At 35.7% G+C, this 16,708-nt stretch carries 17 protein-coding genes and 1 tRNA gene; 4 read left to right on the top strand and 14 right to left on the bottom strand.

What is annotated here, in order from left to right; genetic code table 11:
* Positions 1–51 precede the first annotated feature (51 nt).
* The 9 genes from phoU to DN394_RS01735 all read right to left on the bottom strand — a co-directional run bounded on the left by phoU (position 52) and on the right by DN394_RS01735 (position 9,345).
* The gene (gene phoU, locus DN394_RS01775) at positions 52–708 is read right to left on the bottom strand and encodes a phosphate signaling complex protein PhoU (RefSeq protein WP_046957554.1); all 657 of its coding nucleotides are present in this window, start codon (positions 706–708) and stop codon (positions 52–54) included.
* A 165-nt stretch (positions 709–873) separates the two neighbouring features.
* Complete coding sequence (gene pstB / locus DN394_RS01770; protein ID WP_097915811.1) at positions 874–1,689, bottom strand: phosphate ABC transporter ATP-binding protein; 816 nt, start codon at positions 1,687–1,689, stop codon at positions 874–876.
* A 28-nt stretch (positions 1,690–1,717) separates the two neighbouring features.
* Positions 1,718–2,584, bottom strand: a complete 867-nt coding sequence (gene pstA / locus DN394_RS01765; RefSeq protein WP_060488268.1) for a phosphate ABC transporter permease PstA — start codon at positions 2,582–2,584, stop codon at positions 1,718–1,720.
* A gap of 1 nt (position 2,585) precedes the next feature.
* The gene (pstC, locus tag DN394_RS01760) at positions 2,586–3,536 is read right to left on the bottom strand and encodes a phosphate ABC transporter permease subunit PstC (protein ID WP_097915809.1); all 951 of its coding nucleotides are present in this window, start codon (positions 3,534–3,536) and stop codon (positions 2,586–2,588) included.
* Between the two features lie 27 nt (positions 3,537–3,563).
* Entirely contained in the window at positions 3,564–4,481 is a 918-nt protein-coding gene (gene phoX / locus DN394_RS01755) for a phosphate ABC transporter substrate-binding protein PhoX (protein WP_098208627.1), read from the bottom strand.
* Between the two features lie 330 nt (positions 4,482–4,811).
* Positions 4,812–6,935, bottom strand: a complete 2,124-nt coding sequence (locus tag DN394_RS01750; RefSeq protein WP_097915805.1) for a peptidoglycan D,D-transpeptidase FtsI family protein — start codon at positions 6,933–6,935, stop codon at positions 4,812–4,814.
* Between the two features lie 109 nt (positions 6,936–7,044).
* Positions 7,045–8,322: an MFS transporter gene (locus tag DN394_RS01745; RefSeq protein ID WP_000871369.1), complete on the bottom strand. Its 1,278-nt coding sequence runs from the start codon at positions 8,320–8,322 to the stop codon at positions 7,045–7,047.
* 116 nt (positions 8,323–8,438) lie between these two features.
* The gene (gene sodA, locus DN394_RS01740; RefSeq protein WP_001052034.1) at positions 8,439–9,050 is read right to left on the bottom strand and encodes a superoxide dismutase [Mn]; all 612 of its coding nucleotides are present in this window, start codon (positions 9,048–9,050) and stop codon (positions 8,439–8,441) included.
* A gap of 221 nt (positions 9,051–9,271) precedes the next feature.
* Positions 9,272–9,345, bottom strand: a tRNA-Ile gene (locus DN394_RS01735).
* Positions 9,346–9,587: 242 nt separating this feature from the next.
* On the opposite strand from DN394_RS01735, the gene DN394_RS01730 reads away from it, so the two are divergent.
* From DN394_RS01730 to ispG, 3 genes are all read left to right on the top strand, one after another.
* Positions 9,588–10,346, top strand: a complete 759-nt coding sequence (locus DN394_RS01730) for a DUF1189 domain-containing protein (protein WP_000021901.1) — start codon at positions 9,588–9,590, stop codon at positions 10,344–10,346.
* 71 nt (positions 10,347–10,417) lie between these two features.
* Positions 10,418–10,783, top strand: a complete 366-nt coding sequence (yqfZ, locus tag DN394_RS01725) for a protein YqfZ (protein ID WP_000825418.1) — start codon at positions 10,418–10,420, stop codon at positions 10,781–10,783.
* A 164-nt stretch (positions 10,784–10,947) separates the two neighbouring features.
* Entirely contained in the window at positions 10,948–12,057 is a 1,110-nt protein-coding gene (gene ispG, locus DN394_RS01720; protein WP_122950842.1) for a flavodoxin-dependent (E)-4-hydroxy-3-methylbut-2-enyl-diphosphate synthase, read from the top strand.
* Between the two features lie 79 nt (positions 12,058–12,136).
* Here ispG and DN394_RS01715 read toward each other — a convergent pair whose 3' ends face one another.
* The 4 genes from DN394_RS01715 to DN394_RS01700 all read right to left on the bottom strand — a co-directional run bounded on the left by DN394_RS01715 (position 12,137) and on the right by DN394_RS01700 (position 15,287).
* Entirely contained in the window at positions 12,137–12,550 is a 414-nt protein-coding gene (locus DN394_RS01715) for a Fur family transcriptional regulator (protein WP_001054512.1), read from the bottom strand.
* A 13-nt stretch (positions 12,551–12,563) separates the two neighbouring features.
* Entirely contained in the window at positions 12,564–13,397 is an 834-nt protein-coding gene (locus DN394_RS01710; RefSeq protein WP_000613823.1) for a metal ABC transporter permease, read from the bottom strand.
* Positions 13,397–14,167 (bottom strand): metal ABC transporter ATP-binding protein, encoded by a 771-nt coding sequence (locus DN394_RS01705; protein ID WP_001059648.1) that lies wholly within the window; start codon positions 14,165–14,167, stop codon positions 13,397–13,399. The genes DN394_RS01710 and DN394_RS01705 overlap by 1 nt, the downstream gene beginning before the upstream one ends.
* Before the next feature lie 241 nt (positions 14,168–14,408).
* Positions 14,409–15,287, bottom strand: coding sequence for a YitT family protein (locus DN394_RS01700; RefSeq protein ID WP_000435955.1), 879 nt, complete (start codon positions 15,285–15,287; stop codon positions 14,409–14,411).
* A gap of 149 nt (positions 15,288–15,436) precedes the next feature.
* On the opposite strand from DN394_RS01700, the gene DN394_RS01695 reads away from it, so the two are divergent.
* Entirely contained in the window at positions 15,437–15,691 is a 255-nt protein-coding gene (locus DN394_RS01695) for a DUF2624 domain-containing protein (protein ID WP_001048965.1), read from the top strand.
* Between the two features lie 26 nt (positions 15,692–15,717).
* Here the strand turns inward: DN394_RS01695 and DN394_RS01690 are convergent, their stop codons facing one another.
* On the bottom strand, positions 15,718–16,614 hold the full coding sequence (locus DN394_RS01690) for a deoxyribonuclease IV (protein ID WP_098085129.1): 897 nt from the start codon (positions 16,612–16,614) through the stop codon (positions 15,718–15,720).
* Positions 16,615–16,708: the final 94 nt, after the last annotated feature.

Genomic DNA, 16,708 nt, shown 5'->3' with positions numbered 1-16,708 from the left:
TTGTCATGTTTTGACTAAAAAAAGCAGGTGATGTTTCACCTGCCTTTTTCTTTATTCATTTAATAAGTAATGCTTTCCTTTTACTAAATAAAAAACATTTTCAGCAATATTTGTAATATGATCTGCTACACGCTCAATATATCTCGCCACAAAGGATAATTGTGTAATTTGTGTAATTGCTTCTGGTTGTGCTGGAACTGAAGATATAAATTCACGAATCGCTTTCCCATATATTTCATCAACTGAATCATCCATTTCGGCAATTTGTTTCGCAAAAGTTAGATTTTCTTGCTCATATGCTTCTAACGCTAACTGTAACATCTTATTTGCAATTGCAAACATTTCATCAAGATTGTGCAAACTAACAACCACCTCTTTTTCCCCAAGACGAATTGTTGATTTCGCAATATTAACAGCATGATCTGCAATACGCTCTAAATCTGTCGCTGTTTTAATTGAAATGAAAATCCTTCTTAAATCACTTGCTACAGGTTGCTGCTTCGTAATAAGCATAAGCGCAAGATCATTTATTTCCTCTTCTAAATTATCCATACGATAATCACCATCTATTACCTCTAACGCTTTCTCTACATCCCTTTTATGAAGACCTTCCATAGCAAGCAATAAAGCTTCCCTCGCTAGCTCTCCAAGCTCAATCACCTTTAGCTGTAACATTTTTAAATCACATTGAAACTGTTCTCTTACCATTGTTTCTTCCCCCTCAATATTATGTGCCATTATATATAGATCTCCTACCTAGCCTACTTGTAGTAAGCCTTAAGATAGGAGAAGTATTACTTCTCTAATTAAATGAGGTAAAAATAAGAAATACCCTCTGTTAAGAGGGTATTTGCTCTTAGCCTTGCAACGATATCAACCGAATCGGCCTGTAATATAGTCTTCTGTACGCTTATCTGAAGGTGTCGTAAATAATTTATTTGTATCTGTATATTCCACAACTTCTCCACTTAAGAAGAAAGCAGTTTTGTCTGAAATACGTGCTGCTTGTTGCATGTTATGCGTTACGATCACAATACTAAAGTCTTTCTTTAACTCTTGAATTAATTCTTCTACTTTTAATGTTGAAATTGGATCTAGTGCCGATGTTGGCTCATCCATTAAAATAACGTCTGGTTCAATTGCTAAACAACGTGCGATACATAGACGCTGTTGCTGTCCACCAGATAAACCGTATGCATTATCATGCAAACGATCTTTTAACTCATCCCAAATCGCTGCTCCACGTAAACTTTTTTCAACAATTTCATCCAATGTTTTTTTATCACGAATACCATGAATTTTCGGGCCATATGCTACATTTTCATAAATAGATTTCGGAAATGGGTTTGGCTTTTGGAACACCATTCCCACATGAGTTCTTAATTCTTCAACTGGGTATGATTTTTCAAATATATTGCGCTCTCTGTATTCAATTACACCTGTAGTTCGCACGATTGGTACTAACTCTACCATACGATTTAATGTTTTTAAGTACGTTGATTTACCACAACCACTTGGCCCGATAATTGCTGTAACTTCATTCTCATGAATGCTTAAGTTAATATCTTTTAAAGCATGGTCTTCTCCGTACCATAAATTTAAGTTTTTCGTATCAAATACTACTTTCTTTGGTGCATTCTCGATTTTCTCCTCGTTTTTCACCTGTACATTTACTACTGTTGCTACCATTTGAATTCCCCTTTCATCCATTTCCAACTTATTTTCGATTTCGTAACCATAAGACAAATATATTGATAAAGAGTAATAAACCTAACAAAACAATCATCCCAGCAGCTGCTACGTACTGAAATTCTTCTTGCGGTCTACTCATCCAATTAAAAATTTGAATTGGTAAAACTGTAAATCTATCAAACATACTAAATGGAACATAATTTGCAAATGCAAGTGCCCCGATAACTAATAGCGGTGCCGCTTCTCCGATCGCCCTTGATATCGCTAACGTACAACCCGTTATAATTCCTGGGAAAGCAGATGGCAATACAATTTGATACATCGTTTGCCACTTCGTAGCACCTAATCCGTAAGAGGCTTCTAATAATGAACTTGATACAGATCGTATCGCTTCTTGACTCGCTACAACAACTGTCGGTAAAACGAGTAAACTCATCGTCAGTGCCGCCGCAATAATACTCTCACCTAAATGAAGAGCATATACAAAAATAGTTAAGCCGAGTAATCCAAATACAACGGAAGGTACTCCTGCTAACGTTTGATTATTAATTTCTATTACCTTTTTAAATATAGATTCCTTCGCATATTGCTCTAAATAAAGAGCAGTTCCGACTCCAAATATAAAGGAGACCGGTATAACAATACTCATAAATAATATTGTTCCTGACAAAGCTGCAGCAATCCCAGCTTCTTTCGGATTACGCGAAGCGAAGTTTGTAAAGAAATCTAACGAAAGGTAACTTATACCTTTTTCAAAAATTTGAAAAAGTAAAATAAGCAGTATTACTATTGAAAACAAAATTGCTATATAAAATAACAATTTGTAAACTCGGTCTTTTAAAAAGCGTGATGCCATATTCTCTTGTATTTTTTTATGATTCAACATTCGCATATTATGTCACCCTCCTAAAGCGGCGCATAATAGACTGCGAAATGATGTTCATGATAAAAGTAAATAAGAATAAAGTTGCGCCTACAGCATACATGCTGTAATACGTAATTGTTCCATGCGGAGCATCACCTAAACTCACTTGCACAATATAGGCTGTTAGCGTTTGAATAGAGTGTGTCGGATCGAGCGATACATTCGGTGTAGATCCCGCTGCAATTACAACTATCATCGTTTCACCAATTGCCCTGGAAACAGCTAATATGATCGCTGCCATAATCCCTGTAAAAGCCGAAGGAAACACGACTTGTTTTACCATCTCAAACCGAGTTGCTCCAAGTGCTAACGAAGCTTCTTTCGTTCCTTTCGCTACAGCTCTCATCGCGTCTTCAGATAGAGATGCAATTGTAGGTATCATCATAAAGCCAATAACAATACCTGGACTGATCGCATTAAAAAACTGTAGATCTGGTATAATCCGTTGTAAAAGCGGTGTGACAACTGTTAATGCAAAAAAACCATATACAATTGTCGGAATACCTGCTAATAGTTCTAACATCGGTTTTAATACTTTCCTTGCACCGTTTGAAGCATATTCGCTTAAAAATACAGCACAGGCTAAACCGATAGGAATTGCTACGAGCATGGCAATTGTTGTTACAAGGAACGTTCCACATATAAGTGGTAATATACCGAATTTAGGATCTTCAAAAAAAGGTAACCATTCTTTTCCCGTCAAAAAGGAGAGTAATGGTATCTCTTGGAAAAACATCAATGTTTCATTTGCCAATGTAAAAATAATTCCAAGTGTCGTTACAATAGACACGCTAGCAATTATTTTTAGTAATAATGGAACGATTCGATTGATTCGCTGCGTTTTTTTTCTTTGTTTTGTATTTCTTTCAATCAAATGTTGTACAGAAAATGTAATTTGACTTTTGTCATTATGAGCCAAAGATGAAAACCCCTTTCCACCCTGACATTACCTTTTTATTTCTGTTAACATCCGCAGCTGTTCATTGTATTTTTCTTTTGGTAATTTTACATATCCAACCTCTTCAGCAAGATTACCTACATGCTGAATCATAAACTCAATATAATTTGCTACATTCATTTTATTTCGGATAGATGCATCATTTACATAAGCAAATAACGGCCTAGATAATGGCTTATACTTACCTGATTGAATGGTATCTTTCGTCGGAAGTACACCATTCACTTTTATTGCTCTCACCTTATCTCGATTGGCCATATAATAAGCATATCCTACAAAAGCAATGGCATTTTTATCATTCATTACCCCTTGCATAATAACTTGATCATCTTCAGACAAAGAGACTTTTTTTACAATGCGACTATTTTGTAAGATGACATTTTGAAAATAATCATACGTACCCGAGTCTACACCTGGCGCATAAAACTTCACCTGTTCACGTGGCCATGATGAATGAATTTGTGACCATCGCTTTTCGCTTCCATCTTCACTCCATAATAGACGTAACTCGTCTACCGTCATATTGTCTACCCAAGTATTTTGGCGACTCACAACGATCGTAAGGCCATCGTAAGCGACTTCAAACGGTGTAAACTGAATGGAGTTTTTTTTCATCTCATTTTCTTCCACTGGTTTCATTGCTCTCGAAGCATTATTTATATCTACTTCTCTTTTACTGAAACGATTAAATCCTCCTCCTGTTCCAGAAACACTGATGGAAATTTTCACGTTTGGATGCACCTTTGTATATTCCTCCGCTACCGCTTCTATAATAGGAAAAACTGTTGAGGATCCATCAACTCTCACTTCTCCCATTTCATTCACAGCAAATGCAGTAGACGTGCCAACATAAAAGAAACATGTCGACAATATGAAAACTTTAATCGATGCACTTATCCATTTCACGTGTTCTTCCTCCTAGAAGTAACCGGAAATAACAGGATTACAGATATAAGAATACTGCTAAACTATTAATTCGGTTTTAATTGTTTGTAAAAGTTTTGTAAAGTTCCACAAGAATCAACATTAGATGAAATTCTAATCCGTAGCCATTGTTCATCTTCACTGATGATTGGTCCATAAAACCGTTATCCTCCAGAAAGATGCATAAGTATCATTTATGAGGCCCCTTAATTTTCCGATATGATATGCTTGTCCATTTTATTAAAACGTATGCATGAACCATAAAAAAAAGCACACTATCTTTTCAGATAGTGTGCTTTTTTTACAACTTTTTTATTCATCATCTTGCTCTTTATTTTTCTTATCTATTTCATCTTTTGTAGCTTCGCCATTTTCTACCTTTTTCAAATCAAAGTACGCGTCCATAATGTCACGGCTAATATATCCATTAATACCTGATTTATCATCTACCCAAGGTACAACAACAGAAAATGCTACTTCAGGGTCTTCAAATGGCGCATAACCTACTAACGTTAAGTTATATGTCTCTTTGCGCTCACCTTTTGCATTTCTACCAATCTCTTTATCTCCGCCATACACAGTTTCGGCTGTACCTGTTTTACCAGCAGCTTTATACGGTGCACCTGTAAAGTATTTCGCAGCTGTACCACCTGTATCGTTAAATACTTGTCTAAATCCTTCCTGAACACGTTTAATTTGTGATTCAGGCATATCTACACGGTTTAGTACTTTCGGTTCCATTGAATGAACAACTTTTCCAACTTCATCTGGTTTCACTGCCGGTTGACGAATTTCTTTTACAACTTGCGGCTGCATACGGTAACCACCATTTGCAATTGTTGAAACATATTGTGCTAATTGAAGTGGTGTATACGTATCATACTGTCCAATTGATAAATCCAATAAGAAACCTGGCATATGATCTGTTCTACCTCTTTGTCCAGCCGTTTCATTCGGTAAATCAATGCCAGTTTTTACACCAAGTCCAAATTGACCGAAATAGTAACGCATCGTATCATATGATTTTTGTTTTATATCTAACGTACCGCCTCTTACATAGGGAACACCAGCAATATTCATCGCTGTTTTAAACATATAAACGTTTGAAGACATTTTTAACGCTGTAAGGTCATTAATATATCCCATCGTCTTCCAAGACGATTTTTTTAGCGGTCCTTTTAATACAATTGGTTCATCGAGTTGAACTGAACCTGGTTGAATCGCGCCTGTTTGATATCCAGTAAGTATTGTCGCGCCTTTTACAGTTGATCCCATCGGATAAGAACTTGTCATCGTTCCTAATGCGAAATCTTGTACTTTCGTTTCGCCATTTTCATTCACTAACTGTTTCCCTGCCATAGATAAAACTTCACCATTTTTCGGATTCATCATTACAACGAATGCACGATCTAAAAGAGGTTGCCCACCTTTATATTTCAATAAACTTTTAGTGATAATTTCTTCTACACGCTTTTGTAATTCCATATCAATTGTTAAATTCAGATCATTACCACTTTGCCCTTTTGATACATTAATCGTTTCTAAAATATTACCGTTTTTATCTGTAATATTTTTCACTTCCGCTTTCGTACCGTGCAAACTATCTTCATATTGCTGTTCAAGATAACTTTTTCCTACTCGTTCATTTCGATTATAATCACGAACAAGATAGTAATCTAGTCTTTCTCTCGGTAAACCTTCATCAGACGTTGACACCCCGCCAAGTACACTTCGGAATAAATCATCATACGTATATTTTCGATCCCAATCAACATTCGTATCTACGCCTGGTAATGCTGCTAGGTTTTCACTAATAATCGCATATTCTTTTTCTGTGGCATCCTTCTTAATGACTTGTGGTGTCATTGCATATCCGCCGTCCATTTTGCTTTTAATTGCTAGTATTTCTAAATCTTTTGCAGATAATTGATTCACTTCTTCTTCTGTCACGCGGTTTCGTTGACGCTCATCTAATTCTTTATCGTCAATTTTTTTATCTTTTAACTCTTGACGATCTTTATTCGTAATTTTTTCTTTCGCTTCCTCTTTATGCATAGCAAGCCAATAATCTTTTTTATCGCGATCTGTTAATTTATCTGTCGGTACTTCAATCAAATCTGCTAGCTTTTTCGCTGTTTCTAAGCGAGCCTCTGCAGTTGATCCTTTCATTTTTGTAAATGTAATCGTACGTACAGCTGCATTATCTACTACAGCTCGCCCAAAACGGTCAAATATTTTCCCACGTGGTACAGGATTACTTATCGTCGAGTTTTCTTTCCTCTCCACTTCATTCTTATATTCCTCACCGCGAACAATTTGTACATACCCAAGCCTTACAATAACCGCGGAGAACATTAAAAACACGCAGAAAAACAGCACGTTTAACCGAAAAGGAACGTGAGTCTTTTTCTTTTGTTGTTTCTGCTTCTTGCTCATACAAACCCCCTCTACCAACAGCTATGTAATGTGAAAGGGACACCTTCATACAGGTGTCCTCACTGCTGTCTTACATCTTTTTCTATTCTAGCATAAAACAACCGAGAAGTTAACCTTCTGGTTCTGTTTGATTCTGCGCATTTGCTTGCGTTACAACACTTGTTTTACTTGCATTTCCCTCATCATATTTGACATTTTTAACTGCAAAATAAATAAGAAAATGTCCTGCACCTAAAATACATAATAAGTAAGGTAAACTTTTTTCGGGCGGAAAGAAAAGTACAGCACATAAAAAACTTAAAATCGAGCAAATTCTTCCTGCATTTAACCATAATTCTCGGACAACTACATACTCTACACGCCACTCTCTCGCATTTTTCGCTCTGCCAATTACATCATATGTCATGGACCCGTACGGAACAAGCAAAATAGGGTATGCAACCGCAATACACGCTGCATAAATAAGTAATTTTGCGTATGTAACGTTGAATATAACTAAAAATACGACAGCATATAAAATAATGCCTCCAAGCAAAATTGCTTTTTTCCGCCACTCTTTCTTTAACATACGAGTGACTAAGTAGTAACATACAAATGATACAGCAGAATTTACTAAGCTATATTTTCCTAAGGCGAGTTCGCTATCCGTCGCTAAATACACGTACACGGAAATCACAAAAATAAACGTTCCCTCTCTCAACCCTTGAAAAAAATGAGCACGTGTAATTCTTCCCCAATTTTTATCAATCTGCCGCTCTTTCAATACTTGTACAATTTCATACCGTCCTTCACATTCTCTCTTAGATACAAAAAAGCTTAAAATAACAGCAATTGCAAATAACACTAACGAAAGAAAGAATATGACCGTATAGCCACTCCATTTTTCCATACGTGAAATTGTGTATCCAGCTGCTATCGGTCCAATCATGCCAGAGAAGGATGTAAGAAGTCCAAGAAACCCATTAAAGAAATCTCTTGTTTCTGGTTCTGTAATCTCAAATGTTAATAAGTTAAACGCGAGCCAGTAAAAACCATATCCGACTCCTAAAAGAGCCCCCATTAATAAAATATAGTGAGAAGCGCTTTTTCCCGCTACTAAAACAACGATAAAAAAAATAGCTAACGTGCCTACGCCTATTCGTAACAAGATTGAGCGATCAATACGCTTCGCTAATTTCCCACCTATAAGAAATGTGAGAGGCTGTAATACAACGCTGGCCAAATTATACAAGCCAAGATTCACATAATTTTGTGTTTGTTTCCATAAATAAATGTTAACAAACGTATTCGATAAAGAAATTGCGAGCGTGTATAAACCTCCAATAAGGAGCAACAACACTAAATCCCGATTCACTTCAACGTCACCAATTATATGTTTCCACTTCATACACAACTCTCCTTTACTTCATGTTCTAGTCTTCCAAAGACAAGCCCAATTATGTAAAAGGAAAGCATAGAAAAAAGCTAGGAGCATTCTCCTAGCTTTTTCTATCGTTATTACAATTATTTTGCTTCTTGGTAACGTTTTTCAGCAGCGTTCCAATCTACAACGTTCCAGAATGCACCGATGTAGTCAGGACGACGGTTTTGGTAATTTAAGTAGTAAGCATGTTCCCAAACATCTAAACCTACAACTGGAGTTTTACCTTCAGTTAGAGGAGAATCTTGGTTTGGCGTGCTTGTTACTTCTAACTCACCATTGTTTACTACTAACCAAGCCCAACCAGAACCGAAACGAGTTGCGCCAGCTTTTGCGAATTCTTCTTTGAATGCATCGAAGCTACCGAATTTCGCTTCAATTGCAGTTGCAAGTTCGCCTACTGGTTGTCCGCCGCCGTTTGGAGATAAGATTGTCCAGAAGAATGTATGGTTAGCATGTCCGCCACCATTGTTACGTACTGCTGTACGGATTGCTTCTGGTACTTCGTTTAAGTTTGCAACTAATTCTTCTACGCTTTTGTCAGCTAATTCTGCATGACCTTCTAAAGCAGCGTTTAAGTTTGTAATGTAAGTGTTATGATGTTTTGTATGATGGATGTTCATTGTTTCTTTGTCAAAGTGAGGCTCTAAAGCATCATACGCATAAGGTAAATTTGGTAATTCGTGTTTTGCCATTGTTATATTCCTCCCAGTTTATGTATTGCCACTTAAGTGACATACAACTTCATTCTACCCTAATTGCCATAGGGTGCAAACAAATAAATCACATTGTCTTGCTATCATTAACGTAGCAAAAATCCCACTTCTTTTCAATTAAAATGCTCATATATTCCGTAAAAAAAGCTCCCTTCTACAAGGAAGCTTCCCACTGACATAATAAACATGCGAAATGGATATGGACCCTGTAGGACTCGAACCTACGACCGGACGGTTATGAGCCGTCTGCTCTAACCAGCTGAGCTAAGGGTCCACAATTATGTGTGTAACAACATATCAAATAAAGGCATTCCTATCGGATATATCCTTTAAGAAATGTAAGATAAATTTACCATATGGCAAAGAAAAGTGTCAATTGTATTTTTCTCATATAAAAGAAGAAAATTAATAAAAAGAAATTTAGTTATCTCCACTATATGTAAATATAATATATCTTGAGATTCTCTAGATTCCTACGTTACAATGATTTTATACATACATAAAGGAAGTGAATCTATGTCCATATTTACCCAATTAGCAAAAAGCGTATATTCGCCTAAAGATATGGCGCTATTCCGTTTTCAAAAAATCGGAAAAACCATTTTGTATATTATGCTACTTTGTCTAATCACTACTATTCCAAGAACATTCTTTTACGGCAGCTTTATCCAAGATAGTGTCAGCATGGTAAATCAAGCGATTGAAAAAGATTTACCTGATTTTAAAATCGAAAACGGTGAACTAAAAGCAGATATTGAACAACCTATTCAAAAGGAAGAAGGAGATGCTCTTTTCGTATTTGATCCCAATACAACAGATATAGAAACATATAAAAACAAAACTGGTTTATTTATTTTAAAAGATAAAGTAGTTTCTATAGGAAATGGTCAAACACAAACATACTCCTATAATGATTTATTAGGGACATCTCTTGAGAAGAAAGATTTACAAGATTTCATTTCTGTATTCGATAGTATTTATCCAATTTTACTAGCCGTTATCGGCGTGTTAGTATACCTATTCCAATTGTTTATTACTTTCTTAGGAATTACTTTACTTGCGTTTATAGGTTCTGCTATGAGTGGTCAACGTAAATTATCTTATAAGCAAGTATGGACGTTAACTGCATACAGCTACACAATCCCAACAATCTTCTTTATGATTATGGATCTATTCAAAATCGTTGTACCTGGTTCAACATTTATTTATATCGCAGTTGTTTTAATTGTTCTTTACTTAACGATTAAAGAAGTTCCAAAACCGAAAGAAAAATAAAAACGAAAAAATGCCTAAATAGGCATTTTTTTTTTGGACAAGCATATATTCCTAGCAAAGGAGTGAAGAATATGAAAAGATTAGGTATATTCTTATTCGTGCTTGTTCTTGGTTATATATTTTATTACGATATAAAAATCGGCACTTTACCGATGTTAAGTTCATATAAAAAAACAACCGCGGCCCAAACGATAAAGCAAGAAAATACAGATACAAAACAAAATAAAGAGAACAAAGCAGAAAAAGAAACAGATGTAACTTATAAAACAATTGAAGTCAAAACAGGTGAGACAGTTCTTTCTATTACCGAACAAATTAATAAGAAAAAAATCCCTTCCATTGAAAAGGTAATTGATGACTTTAAACAACTAAACAAAAGTACATCTGCTACAAAAATACAAATTGGAAAGTCTTATAAATTCCCGTTATATCAATGAGCAATCACTTAATCCTTGTCAATTACATAAAGGCGCTGATACAATAGTAAAAGTGAAACCGAGCACTTCGGTTTCTATAGCCCTGTATCACGTATACTTTCATTGATATGAGGGACTAAATAAGAAACTTCTTTTATAAGGAGAGCGATCTATTCGTGAATGAAATGACTCATCGTACAAAAACACGTCCAGTTAAAGTCGGTAATTTAACAATTGGCGGTAATAATGAATTAATTATACAAAGTATGACAACAACAAAAACACATGATGTTGAAGCAACAGTTGCTGAAATTAAACGTTTAGAAGAAGCTGGCTGTCAAGTTGTCCGTGTTGCTGTTCCAGACGAACGCGCAGCAAATGCTATTGCTGATATTAAAAAACAAATCAACATTCCACTTGTTGCTGATATTCATTTTGATTATCGTCTTGCTTTAAAAGCAATTGAAGGCGGCATTGATAAAGTACGTATCAATCCAGGTAACATTGGTCGTCGCCATAAAGTAGAAGCTGTTGTAAATGCGGCAAAAGAACGCGGTATTCCAATTCGTATCGGTGTAAACGCAGGTTCATTAGAACGTCACATTTTAGAAAAGTACGGATACCCAACTGCAGATGGTATGGTTGAGAGTGCCCTACATCATATTAAAATTTTAGAGGACTTAGATTTCCACGATATTATCGTATCTATGAAAGCCTCTGATGTTAACTTAGCAATTGAAGCATACGAAAAAGCTGCTCGTGCTTTTGATTACCCATTACATTTAGGTATTACAGAATCCGGAACATTATTTGCCGGAACTGTAAAAAGTGCCGCTGGTCTTGGCGCAATCTTAAATAAAGGCATCGGAAATACACTACGTATTTCATTAAGTGCTGACCCAGTTGAAGAAGTAAAAGTTGCGCGTGAACTATTAAAGTCATTCGGTCTTGCATCTAATGCAGCAACACTTATTTCTTGTCCAACTTGTGGTCGTATTGAAATTGATTTAATTAGCATCGCTAACGAGGTGGAAGAATACATCTCTACACTAAAAGTACCAATTAAAGTTGCAGTACTTGGTTGCGCTGTAAACGGTCCTGGTGAAGCTCGTGAAGCTGATATCGGTATTGCCGGTGCACGTGGAGAAGGATTATTATTCCGTAAAGGGCAAGTTGTTCGTAAAGTACCAGAAGAAATAATGGTAGAAGAACTGAAAAAAGAAATCGATGTAATTGCTGCTGAAATGGCTGCTGAACGAGAAAAAGAAAAAGAAAAAGAAACACAAGAACAATAAAAAGAAGGTTGCCACAATATTTGTGGGCAACCTTCTTTTTTACGTAAAAAAGCTCGTCAGTTATGTAACCGACGAGTTCTTATTTTGCACATTTTGGACAACGGCCGTATATTTCAAACTTATGCCCGGTTACTTCATAACCGTTAAAATCTTTATTCATAAAATCCATCGGGCAGGAAGTAATCTCTTTCGTCCCCCCGCAATCTAAACAAATAAAATGATGATGATGTTCCATAATAGAACATGTAAAACGAAAATGTTTTTCACCATTTAATTCCGTTTGTTCTAAAACACCGATTTCAGCAAACACCGTTAAGTTACGATAAATCGTATCAAAGCTAAGACCTGGATAATCATCCTTCATATGCTCTAAAACGTCTTTCGCCGTTAAATAACGATTGTGAGCTGCAAATAACCTGAGCATTTCTTCCCTTTTCCCAGTATGTTTGTATCCTTTATCTTTCATTAGGCGTAAAGCTTCTGTTAGATTCATATCTATCCCTACTTTATGCAGTTTTTTTCTTTTTCCATAAAATCGCACCAATTAAAATAAGAACTGCTATCATAACAATTGTACCACCTGGTGCTAGATCAAGTTGATATGAAGCAAACATTCCACCAATTACTGCAATTTCACCAAATAAAATGGAAAAGAAAATTGTTTGTTTAAATCCATTTGCAATACGAATACTTGCTGCAACTGGTAACGTCATTAATGATGATACGAGAAGAACCCCTACTACACGCATTGATACTGCAATAACAAGAGCAACCAATATAATGAAAATAAAGTGAATCCACTTTGCACTCAAACCGGTTGATACAGCATATTCCTCATCAAACGATAGTAAAAATAACTCTTTGTATAATAAAGTAATCGTTACAATAACAACAATTGCTACAATGCCGATGATTATTAAATCCGTACTTGTTACAGCACTTACACTCCCAAATAAATAACTAAATAAATCAGTGTTAAATCCATTTGCAAGTGATATAAAAATAACCCCAATCCCCATTCCTGCTGAAAGAATAATCGGAATTGCTAATTCTTGATAATGTTTATATACAGTACGCAATTTTTCAATTAGTAACGCCCCACCAATAGAAAAAATCATTCCCATATATAACGGATTTAAAAATCCTCCTGTGAAAATTGTTTTTTCTAGTAGTAAACTTGCAGCAATACCCGATAATGTCACGTGACTTAAAGCATCCGCAATAAGCGACATTCGGCGAATGACAACAAATACACCGATAAGCGGCGCAACAAGTCCTATTAAAATCCCTGCATATAAAGAGTTCCGTAAAAAGTCATATTGTAAAAAATCTTGTATCATTATATCCTCCCGTGATGCTCATGCTCGTGTTCTAAACGATGAACATGATGTCCATATAAGACGGACATTTCTGCATCTTCTAACTCTCGGAACTTCTCTACATTTCCATGGAAATGTAGATGTTGGTTTAAGCATGCAACATGTGTTACCTTCTCAGTAACAGCTCCCATATCATGAGTAACGAGAATTAATGTGATTCCTAACCTTTTGTTTAAATCCTCTAATATCTCATAAAAACTTTCTACATTCTTCACATCGATTCCAACAGTAGGCTCGTCCAAAATAAGTAATTCAGGATCACTAACGAGCGCACGAGCAATAAATACACGCTGTTGTTGTCCACCAGAAAGTTCTCCGATATTGCGCCCTTGAAACGCACTCATCCCTACATCAGCAATCGCTTTTTCTACCTTTTCCTTATCGTTTTTCGTGAAAAAGCGAAACAGCCCTTTTTTCGAAACGAGTCCCATTGATACAACTTCAAAAACAGTGGCCGGAAAACCAGAATTAAAGCTATTTGCCTTTTGCGACACATAACCAACTTTGTTCCATTCTTTAAACTTCTTACTGTCAACACCAAACAAACGAATACTTCCCTGTTTTGGCTTTAAAACGCCTAATAAACATTTTAGCAAAGTTGATTTCCCAGAACCATTTGGCCCAACTAAACCTAAAAAAGCTCCCTTCGGAACTTGCAAATTAATATCTTCTAACACATTTCGATCTTCATATCGAAATGACAATCCTTCTATTTCTAATATATTATTCATAGCATCTCACCTATTTTAATTCAGAATGATTCCGATTTATATCTATTTGAATTATAGTACAGCTTATTATAGTTGTAAACCAATCTGCCTAAAATATATCAATTTTTTCAAGAAACCTTACTATTATAACAAAAAGCAGAGAAAAATTCTCTGCTTCCGAAAAATATTCCTATAAAATGAAACCTTAATCAGATGAGGCCATCCCCTAACGATTGGCGAGGGCTTTTACTAGATAAATTTTCTAGTGGATAGCCGATTTAAACTTGCCACCATTTGTCTCTTGTGTATTCATAATCGTAACAAACGCATTCGCATCAATTTCATACACAATTGATTTTAACTTCGTCACTTCCAGACGCGTTACAACTGCATAAATAACTTCTTTTTCTTTATCCGTGTAACCGCCTTTCGCTACAAGCTTTGTAGTTCCACGACCAAGACGATGCAAAATCGCATTTGATACTTCCTCATATTGATCTGATACAATTAAAACTGCTTTCGTTTCATCTAAACCTTGAATGACTGTATCAATTGTTTTGAATGCGATATAGTACGTCATAACAGAATACATAGCTTGTTCAACACCAAATACAAATGCTGCCCATGCAAAAATGAATAAGTTCACAAACATTACAAATTCGCCAACAGAGAAAGGTAATTTCTTCGTTAATAAAATACCCATAATTTCTGTTCCGTCCATTGATCCACCATGGCGAATAACGAGCCCTACACCAATACCTAAAATAAGACCACCAAACACTGTTGCTAAAATCGGCTCTGTTGTAAATGGCGGAACAGCATGTAACGTTGATTCAATAAACGCTAAAGCTACAATACCGAACGCCGAAGATAACATGAACGTTTTTCCGATTTGCTTATAACCTGAATACATAAATGGGATATTGAGAATAACGACTAAAGTAGAGAAACTTAACCACCAAATATTAGGAGTAAGATAATCTAATATAAGAGAAATACCAATAATTCCACCATCAATAATTTTATTTGGCATTAAAAATAGTTCAATCGCTACCGCTGCGCATGCTGCCCCAAAAATAATCATAACTAAACGATAAATAAGATGGATAACACTTTCTTTTCGGTGTTGCTTTTGTTCCATAAGTCCTCCTTATACTCTTTTTCTATAGTTTTGTCCTTATATTATAACATACGCTTCTTTTTCTCATGAAAAAAGAAACTCTATACGAATATGTACAAGCTACGTACTCATATATTTCGATAGAAGAACGTGTGAAGGAGGATAACTCAATGAACCTCATTAAACAACTTGTAAATAAAAAATTAAATCATATTTCTACAAAAGAGTTATTGAAATATAGTAAAGAGTATGAAGTTTCTATTACGACTGCACAAGCGGATCAAATTGTTTTACTTATGAAAGGAAAGAATATTAACATTTACGATAATGACGAACGGCTAGAGCTCTTAAAACAAATAGCAAAAGTAACCTCCCCTGCTACTGCCCAACAAGTAAATACTTTATTTCAGCAACTACTAAAATAAGGAGGGGAAAATCCCCTCCTTATTGCTTATTGCGTTTTAATTTTCTCAAGAATCCCTTCATCAAAAGTACCATTTTTCAGCATTTCGATTTCTAATTTATATGGCGGCTTCTTATCTTTTTTATCTTCACCTACATATGGCGTTTCAAGGATTTTTGGTACGTGCATTAACTGCGGATGATGCACAATATGATGTAACGCTTTATAACCGATATGACCGAAGCCGATATTTTCATGACGGTCCTTTCCTGCGCCGCATACATTTTTACTATCATTAATATGAAGTACTTGCAAACGATCCATACCAACAATCTTATCAAATTCATTTAATACGCCGTCAAAATCATTTACAATATCATATCCTGCATCGTGCGTATGACACGTATCAAAGCATACTGATAATTTTTCATTATATTTTACACCATCAATAATCTTTGCAATTTCTTCAAAGCTACGACCGCATTCTGTTCCTTTTCCTGCCATCGTTTCTAACGCAATGTTAACCGTCTGCTCTGGCGTTAATACTTCATTAAGCCCTTTAATAATTTGTTGAATACCAGCATCCGCTCCTGCACCAACGTGCGCACCTGGGTGAAGAACGATTTGTTTCGCTACACCTAATGCCGATGTTCTTTCAATTTCCATGCGAAGGAAGTCTACACCTAATTGGAATGTTTCTGGCTTCGTCGTATTCCCAAGATTAATAATATATGGCGCATGTACGATAATTTCCTCAATACCGTTTAGTTCCATATGTTTTCTTCCTGCTTCTATGTTCAATTCTTCAATTGGTTTTCTTCGTGTATTTTGCGGTGCACCTGTATAAATCATAAACGTCGTTGCACCGTATGAAACAGCCTCTTCACTTGCTGCTAATAACATTTTCTTACCACTCATAGAAACATGAGATCCAATCTTTAACATACAATCACCTCTTCAATATACAATAGATATAATGATAGCATAATTTGTAGAAATATGTAGCGAATTGTTTGTTCTTAAAACACTACGCAAATTG

The sequence above is a fragment of the Bacillus sp. BB081 genome, assembly GCF_008368895.1.
Classification (GTDB): Bacteria; Bacillota; Bacilli; order Bacillales; family Bacillaceae_G; genus Bacillus_A; species Bacillus_A wiedmannii.
The sequence above is the reverse complement of the archived record's forward strand: the minus strand, read 5'-3'. Positions and strand labels throughout refer to the sequence as shown.

Bases quoted from the DNA above. Each gene is read 5' to 3' on its own strand.
- phoU (WP_046957554.1), bottom strand. From the start codon at position 708: ATGGTAAGAGAACAGTTTCAATGTGATTTAAAAATGTTACAGCTAAAG.
- pstB (WP_097915811.1), bottom strand. From the start codon at position 1,689: ATGGTAGCAACAGTAGTAAATGTACAGGTGAAAAACGAGGAGAAAATC.
- pstA (WP_060488268.1), bottom strand. From the start codon at position 2,584: ATGCGAATGTTGAATCATAAAAAAATACAAGAGAATATGGCATCACGC.
- DN394_RS01750 (WP_097915805.1), bottom strand. From the start codon at position 6,935: ATGAGCAAGAAGCAGAAACAACAAAAGAAAAAGACTCACGTTCCTTTT.
- DN394_RS01745 (WP_000871369.1), bottom strand. From the start codon at position 8,322: ATGAAGTGGAAACATATAATTGGTGACGTTGAAGTGAATCGGGATTTA.
- sodA (WP_001052034.1), bottom strand. From the start codon at position 9,050: ATGGCAAAACACGAATTACCAAATTTACCTTATGCGTATGATGCTTTA.
- DN394_RS01730 (WP_000021901.1), top strand. From the start codon at position 9,588: ATGTCCATATTTACCCAATTAGCAAAAAGCGTATATTCGCCTAAAGAT.
- yqfZ (WP_000825418.1), top strand. From the start codon at position 10,418: ATGAAAAGATTAGGTATATTCTTATTCGTGCTTGTTCTTGGTTATATA.
- ispG (WP_122950842.1), top strand. From the start codon at position 10,948: ATGACTCATCGTACAAAAACACGTCCAGTTAAAGTCGGTAATTTAACA.
- DN394_RS01715 (WP_001054512.1), bottom strand. From the start codon at position 12,550: ATGAATCTAACAGAAGCTTTACGCCTAATGAAAGATAAAGGATACAAA.
- DN394_RS01710 (WP_000613823.1), bottom strand. From the start codon at position 13,397: ATGATACAAGATTTTTTACAATATGACTTTTTACGGAACTCTTTATAT.
- DN394_RS01705 (WP_001059648.1), bottom strand. From the start codon at position 14,167: ATGAATAATATATTAGAAATAGAAGGATTGTCATTTCGATATGAAGAT.
- DN394_RS01700 (WP_000435955.1), bottom strand. From the start codon at position 15,287: ATGGAACAAAAGCAACACCGAAAAGAAAGTGTTATCCATCTTATTTAT.
- DN394_RS01695 (WP_001048965.1), top strand. From the start codon at position 15,437: ATGAACCTCATTAAACAACTTGTAAATAAAAAATTAAATCATATTTCT.
- DN394_RS01690 (WP_098085129.1), bottom strand. From the start codon at position 16,614: ATGTTAAAGATTGGATCTCATGTTTCTATGAGTGGTAAGAAAATGTTA.